Genomic DNA, 19882 nt, shown 5'->3' on the forward strand with positions numbered 1-19882 from the left:
AAAACCGAGTACGCCGTACGCGCACCGGGGCGTGCCGCACCCGGCTCCCGTACGGAACCCCGTGGCGACCCCGTGGCAGCCCCGCGGCGGTCCCGCGCCCGACGGGCGGGACCGGCCGGGCACGGCGAAGGGCCCGGCCGCCGCCGCGTCCTGCCGACGCGCGGTGCCGGGCCCTTCGCGGAACGGTCCTACGACCGCCCCGGGGTCCTACAGCTTCTCGATGACGTAGTCGACGCAGGCCGTCAGCGCCTCGACGTCGGCCGGGTCGACCGCCGGGAACATCGCGATGCGGAGCTGGTTGCGGCCCAGCTTCCGGTACGGCTCCGTGTCGACGATGCCGTTGGCGCGCAGCACCTTGGCGACCGCGGCGGCGTCCACCTCGTCGGAGAAGTCGATCGTGCCGATGACCTGCGACCGCTTCGCCGGGTCCGCGACGAACGGCGAGGCGTACTTGGACTCCTCCGCCCAGCCGTACAGCGTCCGGGAGGAGGTGGCCGTGCGGCGCACCGCCCAGTCCAGACCGCCCTGGTCGTTGATCCACTTGAGCTGCTCGTTCAGCAGGAACAGCGTGGCGAGCGCCGGGGTGTTGTACGTCTGGTTCTTGAGGGAGTTGTCGATCGCGGTCGGCAGCGAGAAGAACTCCGGCACGTGGCGGCCCGAGGCGTGGACGCTGCGGGCGCGCTCCAGGGCGGCCGGGGAGAACACGCCGATCCACAGGCCGCCGTCGGCGGCGAAGGACTTCTGCGGCGCGAAGTAGTAGACGTCCGTCTCGGCGATGTCGACCGGCAGGCCGCCCGCGCCGGAGGTGGCGTCCACCAGGACCAGCGCGCCCTCGTCGGCGCCCTCGACGCGCCGGATCGGCGCGGCGACACCGGTGGAGGTCTCGTTGTGGGTGAACGCGTACACGTCGACGCCCGCCTCCGCCCGCGGCTCCGGGTGCGTACCCGGCTCCGAGGAGATGACGGTCGGCTCCTCCAGCCACGGCGCCAGCTTGGCGGCCTTGGCGAACTTGGACGAGAACTCGCCGAACGACAGGTGCTGCGACTTCGACTCGATCAGGCCGTGGGTCGCGACGTCCCAGAAGGCGGTGGAGCCGCCGTTGCCGAGGACGACCTCGTACCCCTCGGGCAGGGAGAACAGCGCGCGCACGCCGTCGCGGACCTCACCGACCAGGTTCTTGACGGGGGCCTGGCGGTGGGACGTACCGAGGAGGGACGTGCCGGTGGCGGCCAGGGCGTCCAGCGCCTCCGTACGCACCTTGGAAGGGCCCGCGCCGAAACGGCCGTCGGCGGGCTTGATGTCAGCGGGAATCTGGATCTCAGCCACGTGGGGAGCCTATCCGCTCCCGGGCACCCCCCAACCCCCCGTCCGCCGTCTGAGACGTCCTGTCCGGGCCGTGGCGCGGTTCGGGCGGGGCGGGGCGCGGCTCCGGTGGGGTACTTGTGGGTACGAGGGGTAGTCACATGGACACGTGGGGTCGTTGCCCGTCTTTGGTGGGGATGGTGGGACGGCCCCGGTGGGGGTGTGGGACGGCCCCGGTGGGGTGTGCGTGGCTCTGCCGGGTCGTGCGTGGCTCTGCCGGGCTGCGGTCCGCCTCCGGTCCGCCTCCGGTGAGGTGGGGCGCGGCTTCGCCGGGGCGTGGCCCGTCCCCGGTGGGCCGGCGCGAGCCGATCGCGCGGTGCCGCGCGGGCCCGGGGCCGGCGGGCATGCTGGGGGCATGGGCGATCACGGGCAGCGGGAGGGCGTCCGGCACGGGACGCGCGGGAGCGGACGCGGGCACGGCGGAGACGGACGCGGCGGGGACGGGTACGGGCCCGGTGGGCGCGGGCGCGGGCGCGGTGGGAGCGCGGGGGCCCTGGAGGCGGAGCTGCGCGCCGCGGTGCGCGGGGGCGTGGACTTCGGGCCGTCCGCGCGCGCCCTCGCCACCATGGACGCCTCCAACTACCGTCGCGTCCCCGTCGCCGTCGTCGCCCCCCGCGACGCGGACGACATCGCCGCCGCCCTGGAGGTGTGCCGGGCGCACGGCGTGCCCGTGGTGGCGCGGGGCGCCGGGACGTCCATCGGCGGCCAGGCCACCGGCACCGGCGTCGTCCTCGACCTCACCCGCCACCTGCGCGCCGTCCTCGCCGTGGACCCCGAGGCCCGCACGGCCACCGTCCAGCCGGGCGTCGTCCTGGACCGGCTCCGCGACGCCGTACGGCCCCACGGGCTCACCTTCGGCCCCGACCCGTCCACGCACAGCCGCTGCACCCTCGGCGGCATGATCGGCAACAACGCGTGCGGTGCCCACTCCGTCGCCTGGGGCACCACCGCCGACAACGTCCGCGAGCTGACCGTCCACACCTACCGCGGCGCCACCCTCCGCCTCGGCCGCGACGGGCGGGGCGCCCCCGACGGCGTCACCGACCTGGTCCGGCGGCACCTCGCGGCGATCCGCACCGGCTTCCCGCCCGGCCTGCCGCGCCGCATCTCCGGGTACGCCCTCGACGCCCTGCTCCCCGAGCGCGGCACGGACGTGGCCCGCGCGTTCTGCGGCAGCGAGGGCACCCTCGGCGTGGTGAGCGAGGCGGTCGTGCGGCTCGTCGAGGCACCGGCCGCCCGGGCGCTGGCGGTGCTCGGGTACGCCGACGAGAGCGCCGCCGCCGAAGCCGCCCCCGGCCTGCTCCCGCTGGGCCCGCTCACCGTGGAGGGCATGGCGGAGGACCTGGTCCGCGACCCGGCGGCCCGCGCCCGGCTGCCGAGGGGCGCGGCCTGGCTGTTCGTCGAGACCGGCGGGGCCGCCCCCGCCGAGGCCGCCGCGCGCGCCCGGGCCGTGCTGCGCGCCGCCGACGCGCTGGACGGCACCGTCGTCACCGACCCGGCCGCCCGGCGCGTCCTGTGGCGGGTCCGCGAGGACGCCGCCGGGACCGCGACCCGCACCCCCGAGGGCACCGAGGCGTGGCCCGGCTGGGAGGACTGCGCGGTGCCGCCCGCGCGGCTCGGGCCGTACCTGCGGGACTTCCGCGCCCTGCTCGCCGCGCACGGGCTGCGCGGCACGCCCTACGGGCACTTCGGGGAGGGCTGCGTCCACGTCCGGATCGACTTCCGGCTCACCGACCCCGACGGCGTGCGCCGCTTCCGCCGCTTCTCGGAGGAGCTCGCCGACCTGGTCGTCGCGCACGGCGGCTCCCTGTCGGGCGAGCACGGCGACGGGATGGCCCGCGCGGAGCTGCTGCCGAGGATGTACGGGGACGAACTGGTCGGCCTGTTCGGCCGGTTCAAGGACCTGTGGGACCCGGACGGCGGGATGAACCCGGGGGTCCTCGCCCGCCCCGCCCCCCTCGACGGGAACCTCCGCTTCGACGTGCTGCCGCGCACCCCCGTCGACGTGGCGTTCGCCTACCCGGACGACGGCGGCGACTTCGGCACGGCCGTGCGCCGCTGCGTCGGCGTCGCCAAGTGCCGCGTCGAGGGGCCGGGCACGGGGACGGACGTGATGTGCCCGTCGTACCGGGCGACCGGCGAGGAGCGGCACTCCACGCGCGGCAGGGCCCGCCTCCTGCACGAGATGCTCGCCGGGGAGGTCGTCCCCGGCGGCTGGCGGTCGACGGAGGTGCGGGACGCGCTGGACCTGTGCCTGTCGTGCAAGGGCTGCCGCAGCGACTGCCCGGTCGGCGTGGACATGGCCACGTACAAGGCGGAGTTCCTCCACCACCACTACGCGGGCCGCCTCCGCCCCGCCGCCCACTACACGATGGGCTCCCTGCCCGCCCTGCTGCGCCTCGCCGCGCCCGTCGCGCCGCTGCTCAACGCCGCCGCGCGGGTACGGCCCCTCGCGGCGCTCGCCAAGCGGGCCGGCGGGATCGCGGCCGAACGGGACCTGCCGGAACTGGCCCGCGAGACGTTCCGGGCGTGGGCGGCCCGCCGTACGGCCCCGCCCGGCCCTCCGCGCGCGTACGTGTGGCCCGACACGTTCACCGACCACTTCACGCCCTCGGCGGGCCGCGCCGCCGTCACCGTCCTCGAAGCGGCGGGCGTCCCGGTCGCGCTGCCGCCCGGGCGGGTGTGCTGCGGGCTCACGTACGTGTCGACGGGCCGCCTCGACCGGGCCCGCGCGGTCATGCGCCGCACCCTCGACGCGCTCGGCCCCGTCCTCGGCGCCGGCGCGCCGCTGGTGGTGCTGGAGCCGAGCTGCGCGGCGGCGCTGCGCACGGACCTGCCGGAGCTGCTGCCCGGCGACCCGAGGGCCCGCGCGGTGGCCGCGTCGGTCCGTACGTTCGCCCAGGCCCTGGAGGAGCTGGCGCCCGACTGGCGCCCGCCCCGCCTCGACCGGCCGGTCGCCGGGCAGACCCACTGCCACCAGCACGCCGTCCTCGGCGACGCCGCCGAGCGCCGCCTGCGCGAGCGCGCCGGGCTGACCGGGGAGCTGAGCGGCGGCTGCTGCGGCCTCGCCGGGAACTTCGGCTTCGAACGCGGCCATCACGACGTGTCCGTCGCCTGCGCCGAGGACCGGCTGCTGCCCGCCGTCCGCGCCGCCGCCCCCGGCACGGAGCTGCTCGCCGACGGCTTCTCCTGCCGCACCCAGCTCGCCCAGCTCGCGGGCCGCCGCGCCCGCCACCTCGCGGAGGTCCTGGCGGAGGCCCTGCCGGGGGACCGGCCGGGGAGCCCACCGGGGGATCCCCTGGGGGGTCCGCCGGGGAGCTTTCCGGGGAGTCCCGTGGCGGATCCACCGGGGAACCCTTGAGGAAACCCCTCGGGGACCGGTCGGGGAGTCCGCCGGGGGATCCCTTGGGGGCCCGCCGGGGAGCCTGCCGGGAAATGCGCCGGGGAACCCGTGAGGGAACCCACGGGAACCCACGGGGACCCGCCGGGGAGCCCACCGGGGTCCCGTCGGGGGTCCGCCGGGGGCCCACCGGGGGTCCGCCGGGGAGCTTTCAAGGGAGACCCGTGGGGGATCCCTCGGGGAACCCGTGAGGGCCCCGGGGACCTGCCGGGAGATCCGCCGGGAAGCCTGCCGGGGAACTCCCGGGGGACCCTCGGGACGCCCGCCGGGACGCCCGCCGGGAGATCCGCCGAGAACGCCCGCCAGGGGATCCGGCGGGAAGCCCCCCAGGGGCCCCGGAAGCCCGCCGAGGGGCCCGTCCGGTTCCGGGGCGGGCGGCGACCCCGGAGCCCGGGGCCGGGCACCCCGCCATAGCCGTGGGTCGGTTTCGCTGCTTACCGTGGGAGGACCAGCCACGCGGCGGAACGGACCTCCCGGAAGGCGGCCCGCCCGCGCGCGACGTACGCGCACGAAGAAGAGGTCCCGGTGAAAGACGCCCGTACCGCAGACGCCTCGGCGGTCACCCGCCCCGAGTCGGCCGCAGCCCGCCCGCACGGCCCGGACGGCCGCGCGCCGGGCTCCGGAACCGGTGCGGTCGGGCCGGTCGCGCTGGTGGTGGGCGGCGCGCTGTCCCTGCAGTTCGGCGCGGCCGTCGCCGTCCTGCTGATGCCGCGCGCGGGCGCCCTCGGCGTCGTGTCGCTGCGCCTGGCGCTCGCCGCGCTCGTCCTGCTCGTGGTGTGCCGCCCCCGGATGCGCGGCCACAGCCGCTCCGACTGGGGGACCGTCGTGGCGTTCGGCGCCGCGCTGGCCGGCATGAACGTCTGCTTCTACCAGGCCATCGACCGCATCCCGCTCGGCGCGGCCGTCACCCTGGAGGTCCTCGGCCCCCTCGCCCTGTCGGTCGTCGCGTCCCGGCGCCTGGTGAGCCTCGTGTGGGCCGGGCTGGCCCTGGCGGGCGTGGCGCTGCTGAGCGGCGGCGGCTTCGACCGGCTGGACCCGGTCGGCGCGGGCTTCGCCCTCGGGGCGGGGGCGATGTGGGCCGTGTACATCGTGTTCAGCGCCCGTACCGGGCGGCGCTTCCCGCAGGCCGACGGCCTCGCGCTGGCCATGGCGGTGGGCGCGGTGCTCAGCCTGCCCCTGGGCGTCGCGGAAGCGGGGGCGAAGCTGGCCGTGCCGTCGACGCTGGGGCTGGGGCTGGCGGTCGCGCTCCTGTCGTCCGTCCTGCCGTACACGATGGAGCTGATGGCGCTGCGGCGGCTGCCGGCGGGGACGTTCGCGGTGCTGATGAGCCTGGAGCCGGCGGTGGCGGCGCTGGCCGGGTTCCTGGTGCTGCACCAGGCGCTGTCGGCGACGGACGCGGCGGCGATCGCCCTGGTCATCGCGGCCAGCATCGGCGCGGTCCGCTCCCGCACGGCCCGCTGACCGGTGGGCCCGCCGCGCGGGCGCGCGGCAGGCCCCGTTCATCCGTGCCGTGTCACCGGAGGATCAGAACTTCCCCCGGTAGCCGGTCAGATCGGCCTCCTGGCAGGCGATCGAACCGATGAGGCACGCCACGTTGGCGTACTTGCGCGTGTAGACGTTCGTGACCTTCCCCCCGTTGTAGATGTAGATGTGGTGGTTGGGCATCAGGCGGTGCTTGCCGGAGCGGATGGTCCAGTTCCCGCTCTGGGTCAACTGGATGGTGATGGCGCCGTTGATGGCGCCCTTGACTCCCCCGAGCCCCTTGCAGAACGGGTTGGTGGCGTGCGTGACCATCCGCAGGTCCACGTAGTTGCTGCCCGAACCCAGCTTCTTCGCCACCATGTCCTTGTTGCTGGCGGTCTTGGTCGCGACGAGCTTGCCGGTGCTCTTCTTGTACGCCTTGGTGGCCCCGATGGACGAGTGGCCCGCGACCTTCTTGTTGCTCCAGGTGATGTTCGCGTGCAGGGCGGTGCGGTACCTGCTCGACTTCCAGTCGAACGCCGTGCGGTTGTCACCGCCGAACTGGTAGCCGCTGCCGTAGTCGCAGCCCGTCTTGGGGGCGTCGATCTTCGCCTGGGGGATGAAGGTGATCCAGGACAGCGTGGTCGTCTTGGCCGCCGCCGCGGCGGTCGCCTGCGCCACGGCCTCCCGGCGCATGTCCGTCAGCGAGTCTGAGGTCGGAAGGGAGACCTTCATCCCCCACGCGCGCGCGTCCGGCTCGCCCTTCTCCGGCAGGACCGGCAGCACCCGGTAGTCGTGGTCGGTGCCCGGCTCCACCTGCGTGTCGCGGAACGAGGTGACCCCCGCCTCCAGGTCGGCCACCCGCACGCCGTCCCGGACGACCGCGTAGCGGGCCTGTGGCGCGTACGCCTCCCACGACAGGTCCACGAACGAGGAGCCGTAGGCCGCGGTGATCCCCTGGTGCGCCATGGAGCGGTCGACGACCGCCGACGCGCCCGAAGCGGACCGCACCACGCCGAGGCCCTGCGTCGCCATGGCCCTGCCCGCGGCGCTCCGCGCGCTCACCCCGGACACGTCCTCCGTGCCGTCGCCGGCCAGCGCGGATATGGAGAACTCCGGAGCGTCCGGGCGGGGGTCGGCGGCGGGGGCCGCGGTCGACGGCAGTCCGGTCGCCAGCACCGTCAGCGGAACGACCGCCAGCGAAGCCGCCCTCACAACAGAGCGACGATTCATGTTTCCTCCCGTTTTTTGGTTGTGCGCTCCCTCGGGAGCACCCCGCGCGTGGCATGGCTATGCCAATTGCCTGTACGGGGTGGTCAGTCCCGGGAACACGCGAAGTGCCATCATTGGGCATGCGGGGAGCCACTCCCGCACCGGGGGTGCCCTTCGCGCGCCCGACGACGCCGACGTCCAACAGCTAGGGATCCGCCATGACCACCCGGACCACGGACAGCCCCGCTTCCCTCTACGGCGTCGTCTCCCTCGCCCTCGGCGTGGTCGGCCTGGTCGGCGCCGTGCTCGTCAGCTACGTGGGGATCGCCGTCCCGGCGCTGTGCGGCGCCCTCGCCGTCACCTTCGCGGCCCTCGGCCTGGCGAAGCGGATCCACCGCGTCCAGTGCGCCGTCGGCCTGGTCACCGGCGGCCTGGCCCTGCTCTACCCGGTCTTCCTCCTGGCCACCTTCGGCGGCTAGGGCGGGTACCGAAAGCGGATCAAGATGTTCGTTCCGGCCCTCGCGTGTGTCATGTGATGCTCACGTCATGACTGATCAACGCGAGGTTGCCATCGTCCGCTGGCCGGGTCAGGCCCCTTCCGTCCGGGATGGGCTGGCAGAGCTGCTGGCGGCCTACCATCTGCAGACGCAGGCCGAGAAGGGTGAGGCTGTCGCCGGTGTGGATGGGTTGCCGGACCGATACCGGGTGGAAATCGCGGATCCACAGGCCGTGTTCGTCGACGATGTCGTACTGCTGGCGCTGAGCGGGGGCACCGCGGTGGGCTGCCTGGTGGTGACCGCCGCTGTCGACGGACGGTCCGAGGTCAAGAGGCTCTGGACGGACCCGGCGTTCCGGGGACGGGGCATCGCGTCCAGCCTGGTCAGCGCCGCGCTTGTGCATGCTGCGGAAAGCGGCGTCAGCGCGGTGCGGCTGTCGGTGTGGAAGCGGCGGGCAGGCGCGATCGCCCTGTACGAGCGGCTCGGATTCACCGTCACCGAGTCGTGGGACGAGCGGGACCAGCTGGTCTGCATGGAACGAGCCGTGTGAGTGGTCACAGCCATTCATCGACGGTCGCGACGAGGACGGTCGCCTCGTAGCGGACCGCGAGCTCGTCACAGCGCGTAGCCGCGGCGCGGTGTCTTTTGAGGCGGTTGATGCCGCGCTCCACTGCATGACGCGCCTCGTAGCCCGCCGGGTCGAACTTCGGTGGCCGTCCGCCGCGGGAGCCGCGTCTCCTGCGGCATGCCGGTGGGCGCACAACGGTGGAATCGACGTTGATGACCCAGGTGATCAGGTCCTTCGCGTCAGCCCGGGCCTGCGGTTGGGTGAGGACCCGCTGCCAGGCGCCGTTTCGCTGCCAGCGGCGGAACAGGTCGTACACCCGGCTCCACGGCCCGTACTCCTCGGGGATGTCCCGCCGGGGGATGCCCGTGCGGACCCGGAACCGTATCGTCGATCAGCCTGCGCCGGGTCCATGTCGGCGGCCGGCCGGGCTTCTTGCCCCTGGGCAACAGCGGTTCCAGCGCTGTCCGCCGTGCGACGGCCAGATCTCCACGCGCCACGAGCCACGTTCATCCCATGCTCATGATCCACTTTCGGTACACGCCCCGGGGAGCACCGCCCCCGCGACCCCTGCGGCCCCGCGGCGCCCGTGACCCCGAGGCGCCCGTCCCGCGCGGAGGCTCAGCCCAGGGCCCCGTCCAGCAGGCGGGACCACTGGGCGACCACCCGTTCGCGGCGGGCCCCGTCGTCCGTCAGGAGCGTCGCCAGCCCCAGCCCCCGCGCCATGTCCAGCAGCCCCTGCACCGTCTCCCGCACCCCCGGCACCGACTCGTCCGCGCCCAGCAGCTCCACCGCCATCCGGTGCGCCTCCCGGCCGACGCGGGCCTCCAGCTCCGTGACGCGCGGGCGCAACTGGTCCTCGTCGGACGCGGCCACCCACAGGTGCAGGGCCGCCCGGAACAGCGGCCCCGTGTACAGGGCGACCAGCGCCTCGACGACCTCCGCGCGGCCCTTGCCGTCCAGCGCGCGCAGCGCCTGCGACCGCTCCTCGGCGACGTACTCGACCGCCGCCAGGAACAGGTCCTCCCGCGTCGGGAAGTGGTGCTGCGCCGCCCCGCGCGACACGCCCGCCCGCTCGGCGACGACGGTCACCGTGGAGCCCGCCCAGCCGCGTTCGGCCAGGCAGGCCACGGCGGCTTCGAGCAGCCGCTGCCGGGTGGCGCGGCTGCGGTCCTGCTTGGGGGTCACATCGCCCATGCGGGGTCCCGTCGTTCCAGGAAGGCCGTCATTCCCTCGCGCGCCTCCGCCGAGGCGAAGAGCGTCGCCGAGCGCTGGACGAGGTCTTCCGCGTCCCGCTCGAAGGTCTCCAGCACCCTAGCCGTCACCAGCCGCTTCGACGCGGCCAGCCCCTGCGGCGACCCCTTCCGCAGGGCGTCGAGCAGCGGCGCGAGCGCCCCGTCGACCTCCGGCGCGGCGACCGTCACCAGGCCGATCCGCGCCGCCTCCGCCGCGCCGAAGGACTCGCCGGTCAGGTAGTAGCGGGACGCCGCCCGCTCGTCGAGGCGCGGCAGCAGCGTCAGCGAGACCAGCGCGGGCGCCACTCCGATCCGCACCTCCGTCAGCGCGAAGTCCGACGCCTCCGACGCCACGACCAGGTCGCAGGCCGACACGAGCCCCACGCCGCCCGCCCGCACCCGCCCCGCGACCCGCGCCACGACCGGTTTGGGCAGCTCCACGATCCGCCGCAGCAGCGCCACGAACGCGTACGGGCTCGGCGGGGCCTTCAGGTCGGCGCCCGAGCTGAACGTGGAGCCGGTGTGGGTGAGTACCACCGCCCGTACCTCCGGGTCCTTCGCGCACTCCTCCAGCGCGTCCGCCAACTCCGCTACCAGGCGGGCGGAGAGGGCGTTGCGGGTGTCCGGGGCGTCCAGGGTGAGCGTGGTGACGGCGCGGTCGTGGGCGGTGGTGACCAGGGGCATGGCTCTCGCCTCCGATGGAGTGGGTCAGTACGACTTGGGAAGTCCCAGGGACTGGTGCGAGACGTAGTTCAGGATCATTTCCCGGCTCACCGGCGCTATGCGGGCCACCCGCGACGCGGTGACGAGCCTGCCGAGCCCGTACTCGCGCGTGAGGCCGTTGCCGCCGAGGGTGTGCACGGCGTGGTCGACGGCGCGCACGCACGCCTCGGCCGCCGCGTACTTCGCCATGTTGGCGGCCTCACCGGCGCCGACGTCGTCGCCCGCGTCGCACAGGAGGGCCGCCTTGCGGGTCATGAGCCCGGCCAGCTCCAGTTCGATGTGGGACTGGGCCAGCGGGTGCGCGATGGCCTGGTGGGCGCCGATCGGCTCCTTCCACACCCGGCGCTCCTTCGCGTACGCCACCGCCTTCGCGAGCGCGTACCGGCCCATGCCCAGCGCGAACGCCGCCGTCATCACCCGCTCCGGGTTCAGCCCCGCGAACAACTGGAGCAGCCCCGCGTCCTCGTCGCCGACCAGCGCGTCGGCGGGCAGCCGCACCTCGTCCAGCACCAGCTCGAACTGCTTCTCGCGGGCACGCAGTTCCATGTCGATGGCGGTCCGGTGGAAGCCCGGCGCGTCCCTCGGGACGACGAACAGGCACGGCTTCAGCGCGCCCGTGCGCGTGTCCTCCCTCCGGCCGACGATCATCGTGTCCTCGGCCAGGTCGACGCCGGACACGAACACCTTGCGGCCCGACAGGACCCAGCCGTCCGGGGTGCGGCGGGCGGTGGTGGTGATGCGGTGCGCGTTGGAGCCCGCGTCCGGCTCCGTGATCCCGAACGCCATGATGCGGCTGCCGTCCGCGAGCCCCGGCAGCCAGCGCCGCTTCTGCTCCTCGGTGCCGAACCGGGCGATGACCGTGCCGCAGATCGCGGGGGAGACGATCAGCAGCAGCAGCGGGCAGCCCTGGGCGCCCAGCTCCTCCAGGACGGTGGCGAGTTCGGCGATGCCGCCGCCCCCGCCGCCGTACTCCTCGGGCAGGCTCACGCCGAGGTAGCCGAGCTTGCCCGCCTCCCGCCACAGCACGCCGGGGTCGTCGTCGTGGGCGTCGGCGTGGCGCCGGCCGAGGGCGGCGACGGCGGTGCGCAGGGCCCGCTGCCCGTCGGTCTCGAAGGGGGTGCCGGTGGCTGCGGTCATGCCTGTTCCTCCTGTGCGGACTGGACGGGCGGCCCCTCGGGGGGCTCCGGCTGTGCGGACGGCCCCTCGGGGGGCTCCGGTTCGACGACGGCGAGGAGCGCGCCGACCTGGACCTGGCGGCCCGGATCGGCGTGGAGCGCGGTGAGGACGCCGGAGGCGGGCGCGGTGACCTGGTGCTCCATCTTCATGGCCTCCAGCCACAGCAGCGGGCGCCCCGCCTCGACGCGGGCGCCCACCGCGAGGCCCTCCGCGACCCGGACGACGGTGCCCGGCATGGGCGCGAGGAGCGAGCCGGGCGCGGTGTGCCCGGCCGGGTCGGTGAAGCGGGGGCGGCGCGTGAGCCGGTACGCGCCCGCCGGCGCGTCGACGTGGACGGTGTCCGTGCCGGGGCGGACGGTGACGCGGTACGGGCGGACGACGCCGCCCACGTCGAGGCGCACCTCGTGCGCGCCGGCCGACACGACCCGCACGTCCGGGTCGTCCGGCAGGGCGTGGCCGTCGCGGGTGCGGACGTAGCGGACCTCGTGGTCGACGCGGGTCCCGCCGTGCTCCTCGACGTACGTCCTGCTCCGCGGCTGCGACGGGACGTTCCGCCACGCGCCGGGCCCCGGGCGGGCGGCGGCCTCGGCCAGGGCGGCGGCGACGGCCGCGTGCCGGCCGCCGGGCCGCGGGGCGGTCAGGGCGGGCAGGTGCCGGTCGTAGAACCCGGTGTCGGCGCGGCCCGGCTCGGTGAACTCCGGGTGGCGCAGGGAGCGGACGAGGAGGTCGCGGTTGGTGACCGGGCCGTGCACGCGGGCCCGTTCCAGGGCGCGGGCGAGGACGCGCAGGGCCTCGGCGCGGGTGGGGGCGTGGGCGACGGCCTTGGCGAGCAGGGCGTCGTAGTGGACGCCGACCTCGTCCCCGGCGGCGTACCCGGTGTCCAGGCGCACCCCCGGCACCTCCAGGGCGTGGAGCGTGCCGGTCTGCGGGGCGAAGCCGCGCGCCGGGTCCTCCGCGTACAGGCGGGCCTCGACGGCGTGGCCGCGCGGGGCGGGCGGCCCGGGCGGCAGGGCGGCGCCCTCCGCGACGCGCAGTTGGAGGGCGACCAGGTCGACGCCGTACACGGCCTCCGTGACGGGGTGCTCGACCTGGAGGCGGGTGTTCATCTCCAGGAAGTGCGCGGTGCCGTCCGGGCCGACGAGGAACTCGACGGTGCCCGCGCCCCGGTAGCCGATCGCGCGGGCGGCGCGCACGGCCGTGCCGTACAGCTCGTCGACGAGCGCGGGCGGCAGACCCGGCGCGGGGGCCTCCTCGACGACCTTCTGGTGGCGGCGTTGCAGGGAGCAGTCGCGGGTGCCGAGCGGCCACACCGTGCCGTGGCCGTCGGCGAGGACCTGCACCTCGACGTGGCGTCCGCGCGGGAGGTACGGCTCCGCGAACACCTCGTCGTCCCCGAACGCCGACAGGGCCTCGGCGCGGGCGGCGGCCAGTTCCCCCGCCAGCGCCCCCAGGTCCCGCACGACGCGCATGCCCCGGCCGCCGCCGCCCGCCGCCGCCTTGATCAGGACGGGCAGGTCGACGTCGGTGAGCGCGCCCGGGTCGAGGGGTTCGGCGCCCATCAGCCGCTTCGCGCGCGTCTTGGACGCCATCGCCTCGATGGCATCGGGCGGCGGCCCCACCCAGGTCAGCCCCGCCTCCTCGACGCGGCGCGCGAAGGCGGCGCTCTCGGAGAGGAACCCGTAGCCGGGGTGCACGGCGTCCGCGCCCGCCGCGAGGGCCGCCGCCACGAGCAGGTCGCCGCGCAGGTACGTGTCGGCGGGCGCCGCGCCCGGCAGCCGCACCGCCGCGTCGGCCTCCCGCACGTGCAGGGCGCCCGCGTCCGGGTCGGAGTGGACGGCGACGGTGGCGACGCCCAGGTCGCGGCAGGTGCGGAAGACGCGGCAGGCGATCTCGCCGCGGTTGGCGACGAGCAGGGTCTCGATCACGGGGCCTCACATCCTGAAGACGCCGAAGCCGCCGCGCGCGCCCTCGACCGGTGCGGTGTGGATCGCCGACAGGCACAGCCCGAGGACGGTACGCGTGTCGCGCGGGTCGATGACCCCGTCGTCGTACAGCCGCCCGGACAGGAACACCGGCAGGGACTCGGCTTCGATCTGCTGCTCCACCGCGGCGCGCAGCGCGGCGTCACCGTCCTCGTCGTAGGGCCGCCCCTTGGCCCGCGCGGCGGCGCGGGCGACGATCGACAGGACGCCGGCGAGCTGCTGCGGGCCCATCACGGCGGACTTGGCGCTGGGCCAGGCGAAGAGGAAGCGCGGGTCGTACGCCCGGCCGCACATGCCGTAGTGCCCGGCGCCGTACGAGGCGCCGACGAGGACCGACAGGTGCGGGACGCGGCTGTTCGACACCGCGTTGATCATCATGGCGCCGTGCTTGATGATGCCGCCCTGCTCGTACTGGCTGCCGACCATGTAGCCGGTCGTGTTGTGGAGGAACAGCAGGGGGACGTCGCGCTGGTTGGCGAGTTGGATGAACTGGGCGGCCTTCTGCGCCTCGGCGCTGAACAGCACGCCCCGCGCGTTGGCGAGGACGCCGAGCGGGTAGCCGTGCAGCCGCGCCCAGCCGGTGACCAGGCTCGTCCCGTACAGCGGCTTGAACTCGTCGAAGTCGGAGCCGTCGACGATCCGGGCGATCACCTCGCGCGGGTCGAAGGGGGTGCGCAGGTCGCCGGGGACGATGCCCAGCAGCTCCTCCGGGTCGTACCGCGGCGGTTCGGCCGGGCCGGGGTCGGGGTGTGCCTTGCGGTGGTGGAGGCGGGCGACGATCCGGCGGGCCTGGCGGATCGCGTCGGGTTCGTCGAGGGCGTAGTGGTCGGCGAGGCCGGAGGTGCGGGCGTGCATCTCGGCGCCGCCCAGCGACTCGTCGTCGCTCTCCTCGCCGGTGGCCATCCGCACCAGCGGCGGGCCGCCGAGGAACACCTTCGACCGCTCCTTGATCATCACGGTGTGGTCGGACAGGCCGGGGACGTACGCGCCGCCCGCGGTGGAGTTGCCGAACACGACGGCGACCGTGGGGATCCCGGCGGCGGAGAGGCGGGTGAGGTCCCGGAAGAGGGCGCCGCCGGGGATGAAGACCTCCTTCTGGGAGGACAGGTCGGCGCCGCCCGACTCGACGAGGGAGACGACGGGGAGCCGGTTGGCGAACGCGATCTCGTTGGCGCGCAGCGCCTTCCGCAGCGTCCACGGGTTGGAGGCGCCGCCGCGCACGGTCGGGTCGTTGGCGGTGATCAGGCACTCGACGCCCTCGACGGTGCCGATGCCGGTGACGAGGGACGCGCCGACCGGGTGTTCGGAGCCCCAGGCGGCGAGCGGCGACAGCTCCAGGAACGGCGCGTCCTCGTCGAGGAGCAGTTCGACGCGCTCCCGGGCGAGGAGCTTGCCGCGCGCCCGGTGCCGGGCGGCGTACGCCTCGCCGCCGCCCGCGAGGGCCTCGGCGTGGTGCGCGTCCAGTTCGGCCAGCCGGGCGAGCATGGCGCGGCGGTGGGCCCCGTACGCGGGGGACGCCGGGTCGAGGGCGGAGGCGAGGACGGTCACAGCAGGACCTCCGGGACGTCGAGGTGGCGGGAGCGCAGCCATTCGCCGAGCGCCTTGGCCTGCGGGTCGAACCGGGCCCGCGCGGCGGCGCCCTCGCCGAGGAGGCCGGTCACGGTGAAGTTCAGGGCCCGCAGGCGGGGCAGGACGTGGCGGGCGACGGGCAGGTCGCGGGCCTCCGGCAGCAGGTCGCGCAGGCGGTCGGCGGTCAGCGCGTGGGCGAGCCACCGCCACGCCGCGTCCGACTCGGCCCACACGCCGACGTTGGCGTCGCCGCCCTTGTCGCCGCTGCGGGCCCCGGCGACCAGCCCGAGCGGCGCCCGCCGGACCGGCCCGGGCGGCAGGGGCGGCGGGAGCGGCGGCTCCGGTACGGGGGCGAGGGGGCGGGTGGCGGCGGGGTGCGGGACGGGGACGCGCCGCCCGTCGGGCAGCACCGCCGTGTGGGTGACGGCGCCCGGCTCGACGTACACGGCCTCGAACACGCCGTACGGGGCGGCCCGGCCGGGCGGCGCGGTGACGTGGAAGCCGGGGTAGCTGCCGAGGGCCAGCTCGACGGCGGCGCCCGTCACGGCGCGGCCCACCGCCTCCGGGTCGGGGTCGCGCACGACGAGCCGCAGCAGGGCGCTGGCGGTCTCCTCCGTGGCGGCGTCGGCCCGGTCGGTGCGGGCCAGCTCCCACCGCACGTCCGCCGGGCGGGCCCCGGAGCGCGCGAACGCGTCCTCGACCTGCTCCCGCACCAGCCGCGCCTTGGCGTCGACATCGAGGCCGGTGAGGACGAACACGACCTCGTTGCGCCAGCCGCCGAGCCGGGTCACCCCCGCCTTGAGCAGGGGCGGCGGGGCCTCGCCGCGCACGCCGTCGATCCGCACCCGGTCGGGGCCGTCCTGGACGAGCCGTACGGTGTCGAGGCGGGCGGTGGCGTCGGGCCCGGCGTAGCGGGCGCCGGACGTCTCGTACAGCAGTTGGGCGGTGACGGTCGCGACGTCGACGGCGCCGCCGGTGCCGGGGTGCTTGGTGATGACGGCGGACCCGTCGGCGTGGAGCTCGGCGAGCGGGAAGCCGGGGCGCCGCACGTCGTACCGGCGGAAGAACGGGTGGTTGCCCCCGGTCGCCTGGGTGCCGCACTCCAGGACGTGCCCGGCGACGACGGCCCCGGCGAGCGGGTCGTGGGCGTCGGGCGCCCAGCCGAAGTGGGCGGCGGCGGGGCCGGTGACGAGGGCGGCGTCGGTGACCCGCCCGGTGACGACGACGTCGGCGCCCGCGCTCAGGCAGGCGGCGATCCCGGCGCCGCCCAGGTACGCGTTGGCGGTGAGCGCCCCGGCGGGCAGGGGCAGCCCGTCGCCCTCGACGTGGGCGACGCGCACGGGCACGCCCAGCCGGGTGGCGAGGGCGCGCAGGGCGTCGGCGAGCCCGGCGGGGTTGAGGCCCCCGGCGTTGGCGACGACCTTGACGCCGCGCGCGTGGGCGAGCCCGAGCGTCTCCTCCATCTGCCGCAGGAAGGTCCTGGCGTACCCGAGGGAGGGGTCCTTGAGGCGGTCCCGGCCGAGGACGAGCATGGTCAGCTCGGCGAGGTAGTCCCCGGTGAGGACGTCGAGCGGTCCGCCGGTGAGCATCTCGCGGACGGCGGAGAAGCGGTCGCCGTAGAAGCCGGAGCAGTTGCCGACCCGCAGCACGGGCGCCGTCACGCGTCCCCCCTCCGGGGCGGCCGGCCCGCTCCGGGCGGCCCGGCGAACGCCTGGGCGACGTCGAGCCAGCGGTCGGCGTCCGGCCCGTGGGCCCGCAGGGCGAGGTCGGCGCGGTGGGCGCGTTGGGTGACCAGGAGGCAGAAGTCGAGCGCGGGCCCGGTGACGGTCTGGGCGGCGTCCTGCGGCCCGTACGCCCAGACCGTCCCGTCCGGGGCGTCGAGCACCACGCGGAACTCCGCGTCCGGCGGGGTGAGCCCCCGGACGGCGTACGCGTGGTCGCGGGCGCGCACGCCGATGTGGGCGACGTGCCGGAGCCGGGCGGTGGGCGCCCGTACGACGCCGAGGGCGTCCGCCACGTCCTGGCCGTGCGCCCAGGTCTCCATGAGCCGGGCGGTCGCCAGGGACGTCCCGCTCATGGGCGGCCCGTACCAGGGGACGCGGGTGCCGTCGGGCAGGGCCCGCAGCACCTCCTCCAGCTTCCGCCGGGCCGCCCGCCACCGGGCGAGCAGCGCTTCCGGTGCGGCCCGCGCCCCCTCCTCGGCGGCCCGGTCGACGAATCCGTACGGCGCGGCGGCGGCCCCGGCCGCGTGCGCGGCGAACTCCTCCGGCGCGGTGGCGGCGAGCACGGCCACCTCGTCGGTCCAGGCCAGGTGGGCGATCTGGTGGGCGACGCTCCACCCGGCGGCCGGCGTGGCGAGCCCCCACCCGCCGGCCCCGAGCCCGGCGACGACCCGGTCCAACTCGTCACTCTCGTCACGCAGATCATCGAGAACGGGGTGGTACACGACGCGCTCCCTCGGCTCGGGCCCCAGGCGGTGTGCCCGGCGAGCATGCCAGCACCCCCCGAAACAAGCAAGCGTGCTTGCTTGTTTCGGGACGAAAAAAGGGCCCCGCCGCGCGCGGGGGCGGGGCGGGGCCCGGGGTGGGGCGGGGGCGTCAGGAAGCGATGTCCTCGTAACCGGCGATCTCGCGGGGGTCGCGGGGGCCCGGGCCGACGTAGCGGGCCGACGGGCGGACCAGGCGGCCCGTGCGCTTCTGCTCCAGGATGTGGGCCGACCAGCCGGCCGTGCGGGCACAGGTGAACATGGACGTGAACATGTGCGCCGGGACCTCCGCGAAGTCCAGGACGATCGCCGCCCAGAACTCCACGTTCGTCGCCAGCACCCGGTCCGGGCGGCGGTTGTGCAGCTCCTCCAGGGCGGCCTTCTCCAGGGCCTCCGCCACCTCGAAGCGCGGCGCGGCCAGGTCGCGGGCCGTGCGGCGCAGCACCCGGGCGCGCGGGTCCTCGGCGCGGTACACGCGGTGGCCGAAGCCCATGAGCCGCTCGCCCTTGTCCAGGGCGCGCTTCACGTACGCGACGGCGTCACCGGTCCGCTCGATCTCCTCGATCATGCCGAGCACCCGCGAGGGCGCGCCGCCGTGCAGCGGCCCCGACATGGCGCCGACCGCGCCGGACAGCGCCGCCGCCACGTCCGCGCCGGTCGACGCGATGACGCGCGCGGTGAACGTCGACGCGTTCATGCCGTGCTCGGCGGCCGACGTCCAGTACGCGTCGACGGCCTTCACGTGCTTCGGGTCCGGCTCGCCGCGCCAGCGGATCATGAACCGCTCCACCACCGACTGCGCCTTGTCGATCTCGCTCTGCGGCACCATCGGCAGCCCCTGCCCGCGCGCGCTCTGCGCCACGTACGACAGCGCCATGACCGCCGCCCGCGCCAGGTCGTCGCGGGCCTGCTCCTCGTCGATGTCGAGCAGCGGCCTCAGCCCCCACACGGGCGCGAGCATCGCCAGCGCGGACTGCACGTCCACGCGGATGTCACCGGAGTGGACCGGGATGGGGAAGGGCTCGGCCGGGGGCAGGCCGGGGTTGAACGCGCCGTCGACGAGCAGGCCCCACACGTTCCCGAAGGACACGTGCCCCACCAGGTCCTCGATGTCGACGCCCCGGTACCGGAGGGCACCGCCCTCCTTGTCCGGTTCGGCGATCTCCGTCTCGAACGCGACGACTCCTTCGAGCCCGGGTACGAAGTCGGACATCTGGCGGCTCCTCGTGGTGACGTGTGGGTGGAGGGAACGAACAGTGACCCAGCCCATGAGTCTGTCGGGTTCCGCCGATGCGGGGAAGCGTGACATCAGGCACACTCCGCCGTTCCGGGAGGGCGGGGTTGGCCCGGCGGGGCGCCGGGCAGACTGAAGCGGTCGCAGCGCCCTGAGGCAGGATGGACGCCGTGACCGACGCCCTCGATCCAGCCGTGGACCCCGTCCTCGACCCGGCACCCATGCGCGAGCAGTACCACACCTCCGAGCTGACGGAGCGCGACCTGGCCGCGCACCCCATGGAGCAGTTCGCGCGCTGGTTCAAGGAGGCGGCGTGCCGCGGCGGCATCCACGAGCCGAACGCCATGGTCGTCGCGACGGCGACCCCCGACGGCCGCCCCTCGGCCCGTACGGTGCTGCTGAAGCAGTACGACGCGCGCGGCTTCGTCTTCTTCACCAACTACGACTCCCGCAAGGGCGGCGAGCTGGCCGCCAACCCGCACGTCTCGCTCCTCTTCCCCTGGCACCCGATCGCCCGCCAGGTCATCGTCACCGGCCGGGCCGCCCGGATCGGCCGCGACGAGACGGCCGCGTACTTCCGCACCCGCCCGCACGGCTCGCAACTGGGCGCCTGGGCCAGCGCGCAGTCGTCCGTCCTCGGCTCCCGCGCCGAACTGCTCGCCCGGTACGAGGAGCTGGCCGCCCGCTACCCGGAGGGCGAGCAGGTGCCCGTACCGCCGCACTGGGGCGGGTTCCTGGTCGTGCCCGACACCGTCGAGTTCTGGCAGGGGCACGAGAACCGGCTCCACGACCGGCTCCGGTACGTACGGCAGGCGGGCGGCGAGGACGGCGAGGGCGGCGGCGCCGGCGAGGGCGGCACGGGCGACGGCGGCACCGGCGAGGGCTGGCGGGTGGAGCGGCTCGCCCCGTAGCGCACCGGGTACGCGGAGGCCCGCCGGGCACGCCGGAGCCCGCGCCGGACAAGCGGAAGTCCGCGCCGGG

Annotated in this window: 16 protein-coding genes and 1 pseudogene; 5 read left to right on the forward strand and 12 right to left on the reverse strand. The window is 75.6% G+C overall.

The window, feature by feature from the left end:
* Positions 1 to 207: 207 nt before the first annotated feature.
* Positions 208 to 1326, reverse strand: coding sequence for a phosphoserine transaminase (gene serC / locus AC07D6_RS14470; protein WP_315877194.1), 1119 nt, complete (start codon positions 1324 to 1326; stop codon positions 208 to 210).
* A 391-nt stretch (positions 1327 to 1717) separates the two neighbouring features.
* On the opposite strand from serC, the gene AC07D6_RS14475 reads away from it, so the two are divergent.
* Both AC07D6_RS14475 and AC07D6_RS14480 read left to right on the forward strand, forming a co-directional pair.
* The gene (locus AC07D6_RS14475; protein ID WP_479044354.1) at positions 1718 to 4723 is read left to right on the forward strand and encodes an FAD-binding and (Fe-S)-binding domain-containing protein; all 3006 of its coding nucleotides are present in this window, start codon (positions 1718 to 1720) and stop codon (positions 4721 to 4723) included.
* A gap of 564 nt (positions 4724 to 5287) precedes the next feature.
* Entirely contained in the window at positions 5288 to 6223 is a 936-nt protein-coding gene (locus tag AC07D6_RS14480) for an EamA family transporter (protein ID WP_479044357.1), read from the forward strand.
* 63 nt (positions 6224 to 6286) lie between these two features.
* Here the strand turns inward: AC07D6_RS14480 and AC07D6_RS14485 are convergent, their stop codons facing one another.
* Complete coding sequence (locus AC07D6_RS14485) at positions 6287 to 7456, reverse strand: hypothetical protein (protein WP_479044359.1); 1170 nt, start codon at positions 7454 to 7456, stop codon at positions 6287 to 6289.
* Between the two features lie 197 nt (positions 7457 to 7653).
* Here AC07D6_RS14485 and AC07D6_RS14490 point away from each other — a divergent pair, with 197 nt between their 5' ends.
* The gene (locus AC07D6_RS14490; RefSeq protein ID WP_479044361.1) at positions 7654 to 7914 is read left to right on the forward strand and encodes a hypothetical protein; all 261 of its coding nucleotides are present in this window, start codon (positions 7654 to 7656) and stop codon (positions 7912 to 7914) included.
* A gap of 67 nt (positions 7915 to 7981) precedes the next feature.
* On the forward strand, positions 7982 to 8482 hold the full coding sequence (locus AC07D6_RS14495; protein ID WP_479044364.1) for a GNAT family N-acetyltransferase: 501 nt from the start codon (positions 7982 to 7984) through the stop codon (positions 8480 to 8482).
* Positions 8483 to 8486: 4 nt separating this feature from the next.
* Here AC07D6_RS14495 and AC07D6_RS14500 read toward each other — a convergent pair whose 3' ends face one another.
* From AC07D6_RS14500 to AC07D6_RS14545, 10 genes and pseudogenes are all read right to left on the reverse strand, one after another.
* A complete protein-coding gene (locus tag AC07D6_RS14500; RefSeq protein WP_479044366.1) occupies positions 8487 to 8816 on the reverse strand; it encodes a hypothetical protein in 330 nt (109 codons plus the stop codon).
* Between the two features lie 6 nt (positions 8817 to 8822).
* Positions 8823 to 8885: pseudogene (locus AC07D6_RS14505) on the reverse strand (hypothetical protein); the annotation flags it as partial.
* A gap of 233 nt (positions 8886 to 9118) precedes the next feature.
* Positions 9119 to 9694 carry a TetR/AcrR family transcriptional regulator gene (locus AC07D6_RS14510; RefSeq protein WP_315877199.1) on the reverse strand — a complete coding sequence of 192 codons (576 nt, stop codon included), beginning with the start codon at positions 9692 to 9694 and terminating at the stop codon, positions 9119 to 9121.
* Positions 9682 to 10416, reverse strand: coding sequence for an enoyl-CoA hydratase family protein (locus AC07D6_RS14515; protein WP_479044368.1), 735 nt, complete (start codon positions 10414 to 10416; stop codon positions 9682 to 9684). Before AC07D6_RS14515 ends, AC07D6_RS14510 begins: the two co-directional genes overlap by 13 nt.
* Before the next feature lie 24 nt (positions 10417 to 10440).
* Positions 10441 to 11592, reverse strand: a complete 1152-nt coding sequence (locus AC07D6_RS14520; RefSeq protein WP_315877201.1) for an acyl-CoA dehydrogenase family protein — start codon at positions 11590 to 11592, stop codon at positions 10441 to 10443.
* Positions 11589 to 13556 carry an acetyl/propionyl/methylcrotonyl-CoA carboxylase subunit alpha gene (locus AC07D6_RS14525; RefSeq protein ID WP_479044371.1) on the reverse strand — a complete coding sequence of 656 codons (1968 nt, stop codon included), beginning with the start codon at positions 13554 to 13556 and terminating at the stop codon, positions 11589 to 11591. Before AC07D6_RS14525 ends, AC07D6_RS14520 begins: the two co-directional genes overlap by 4 nt.
* A 6-nt stretch (positions 13557 to 13562) precedes the next feature.
* Positions 13563 to 15161 (reverse strand): acyl-CoA carboxylase subunit beta, encoded by a 1599-nt coding sequence (locus AC07D6_RS14530; RefSeq protein WP_479044374.1) that lies wholly within the window; start codon positions 15159 to 15161, stop codon positions 13563 to 13565.
* Positions 15158 to 16843 (reverse strand): acyclic terpene utilization AtuA family protein, encoded by a 1686-nt coding sequence (locus AC07D6_RS14535; protein ID WP_479044376.1) that lies wholly within the window; start codon positions 16841 to 16843, stop codon positions 15158 to 15160. The genes AC07D6_RS14530 and AC07D6_RS14535 overlap by 4 nt, the downstream gene beginning before the upstream one ends.
* Positions 16840 to 17628, reverse strand: coding sequence for a TIGR03084 family metal-binding protein (locus tag AC07D6_RS14540; RefSeq protein ID WP_315877205.1), 789 nt, complete (start codon positions 17626 to 17628; stop codon positions 16840 to 16842). The genes AC07D6_RS14535 and AC07D6_RS14540 overlap by 4 nt, the downstream gene beginning before the upstream one ends.
* A 151-nt stretch (positions 17629 to 17779) precedes the next feature.
* On the reverse strand, positions 17780 to 18880 hold the full coding sequence (locus tag AC07D6_RS14545) for a citrate synthase 2 (RefSeq protein ID WP_479044378.1): 1101 nt from the start codon (positions 18878 to 18880) through the stop codon (positions 17780 to 17782).
* Positions 18881 to 19062: 182 nt separating this feature from the next.
* Between AC07D6_RS14545 and pdxH the strand changes: the two genes are divergently transcribed.
* A complete protein-coding gene (pdxH, locus tag AC07D6_RS14550) occupies positions 19063 to 19812 on the forward strand; it encodes a pyridoxamine 5'-phosphate oxidase (protein WP_479044380.1) in 750 nt (249 codons plus the stop codon).
* Positions 19813 to 19882 lie beyond the last annotated feature (70 nt).

Source organism: Streptomyces sp. NPDC045287 (assembly GCF_056432325.1).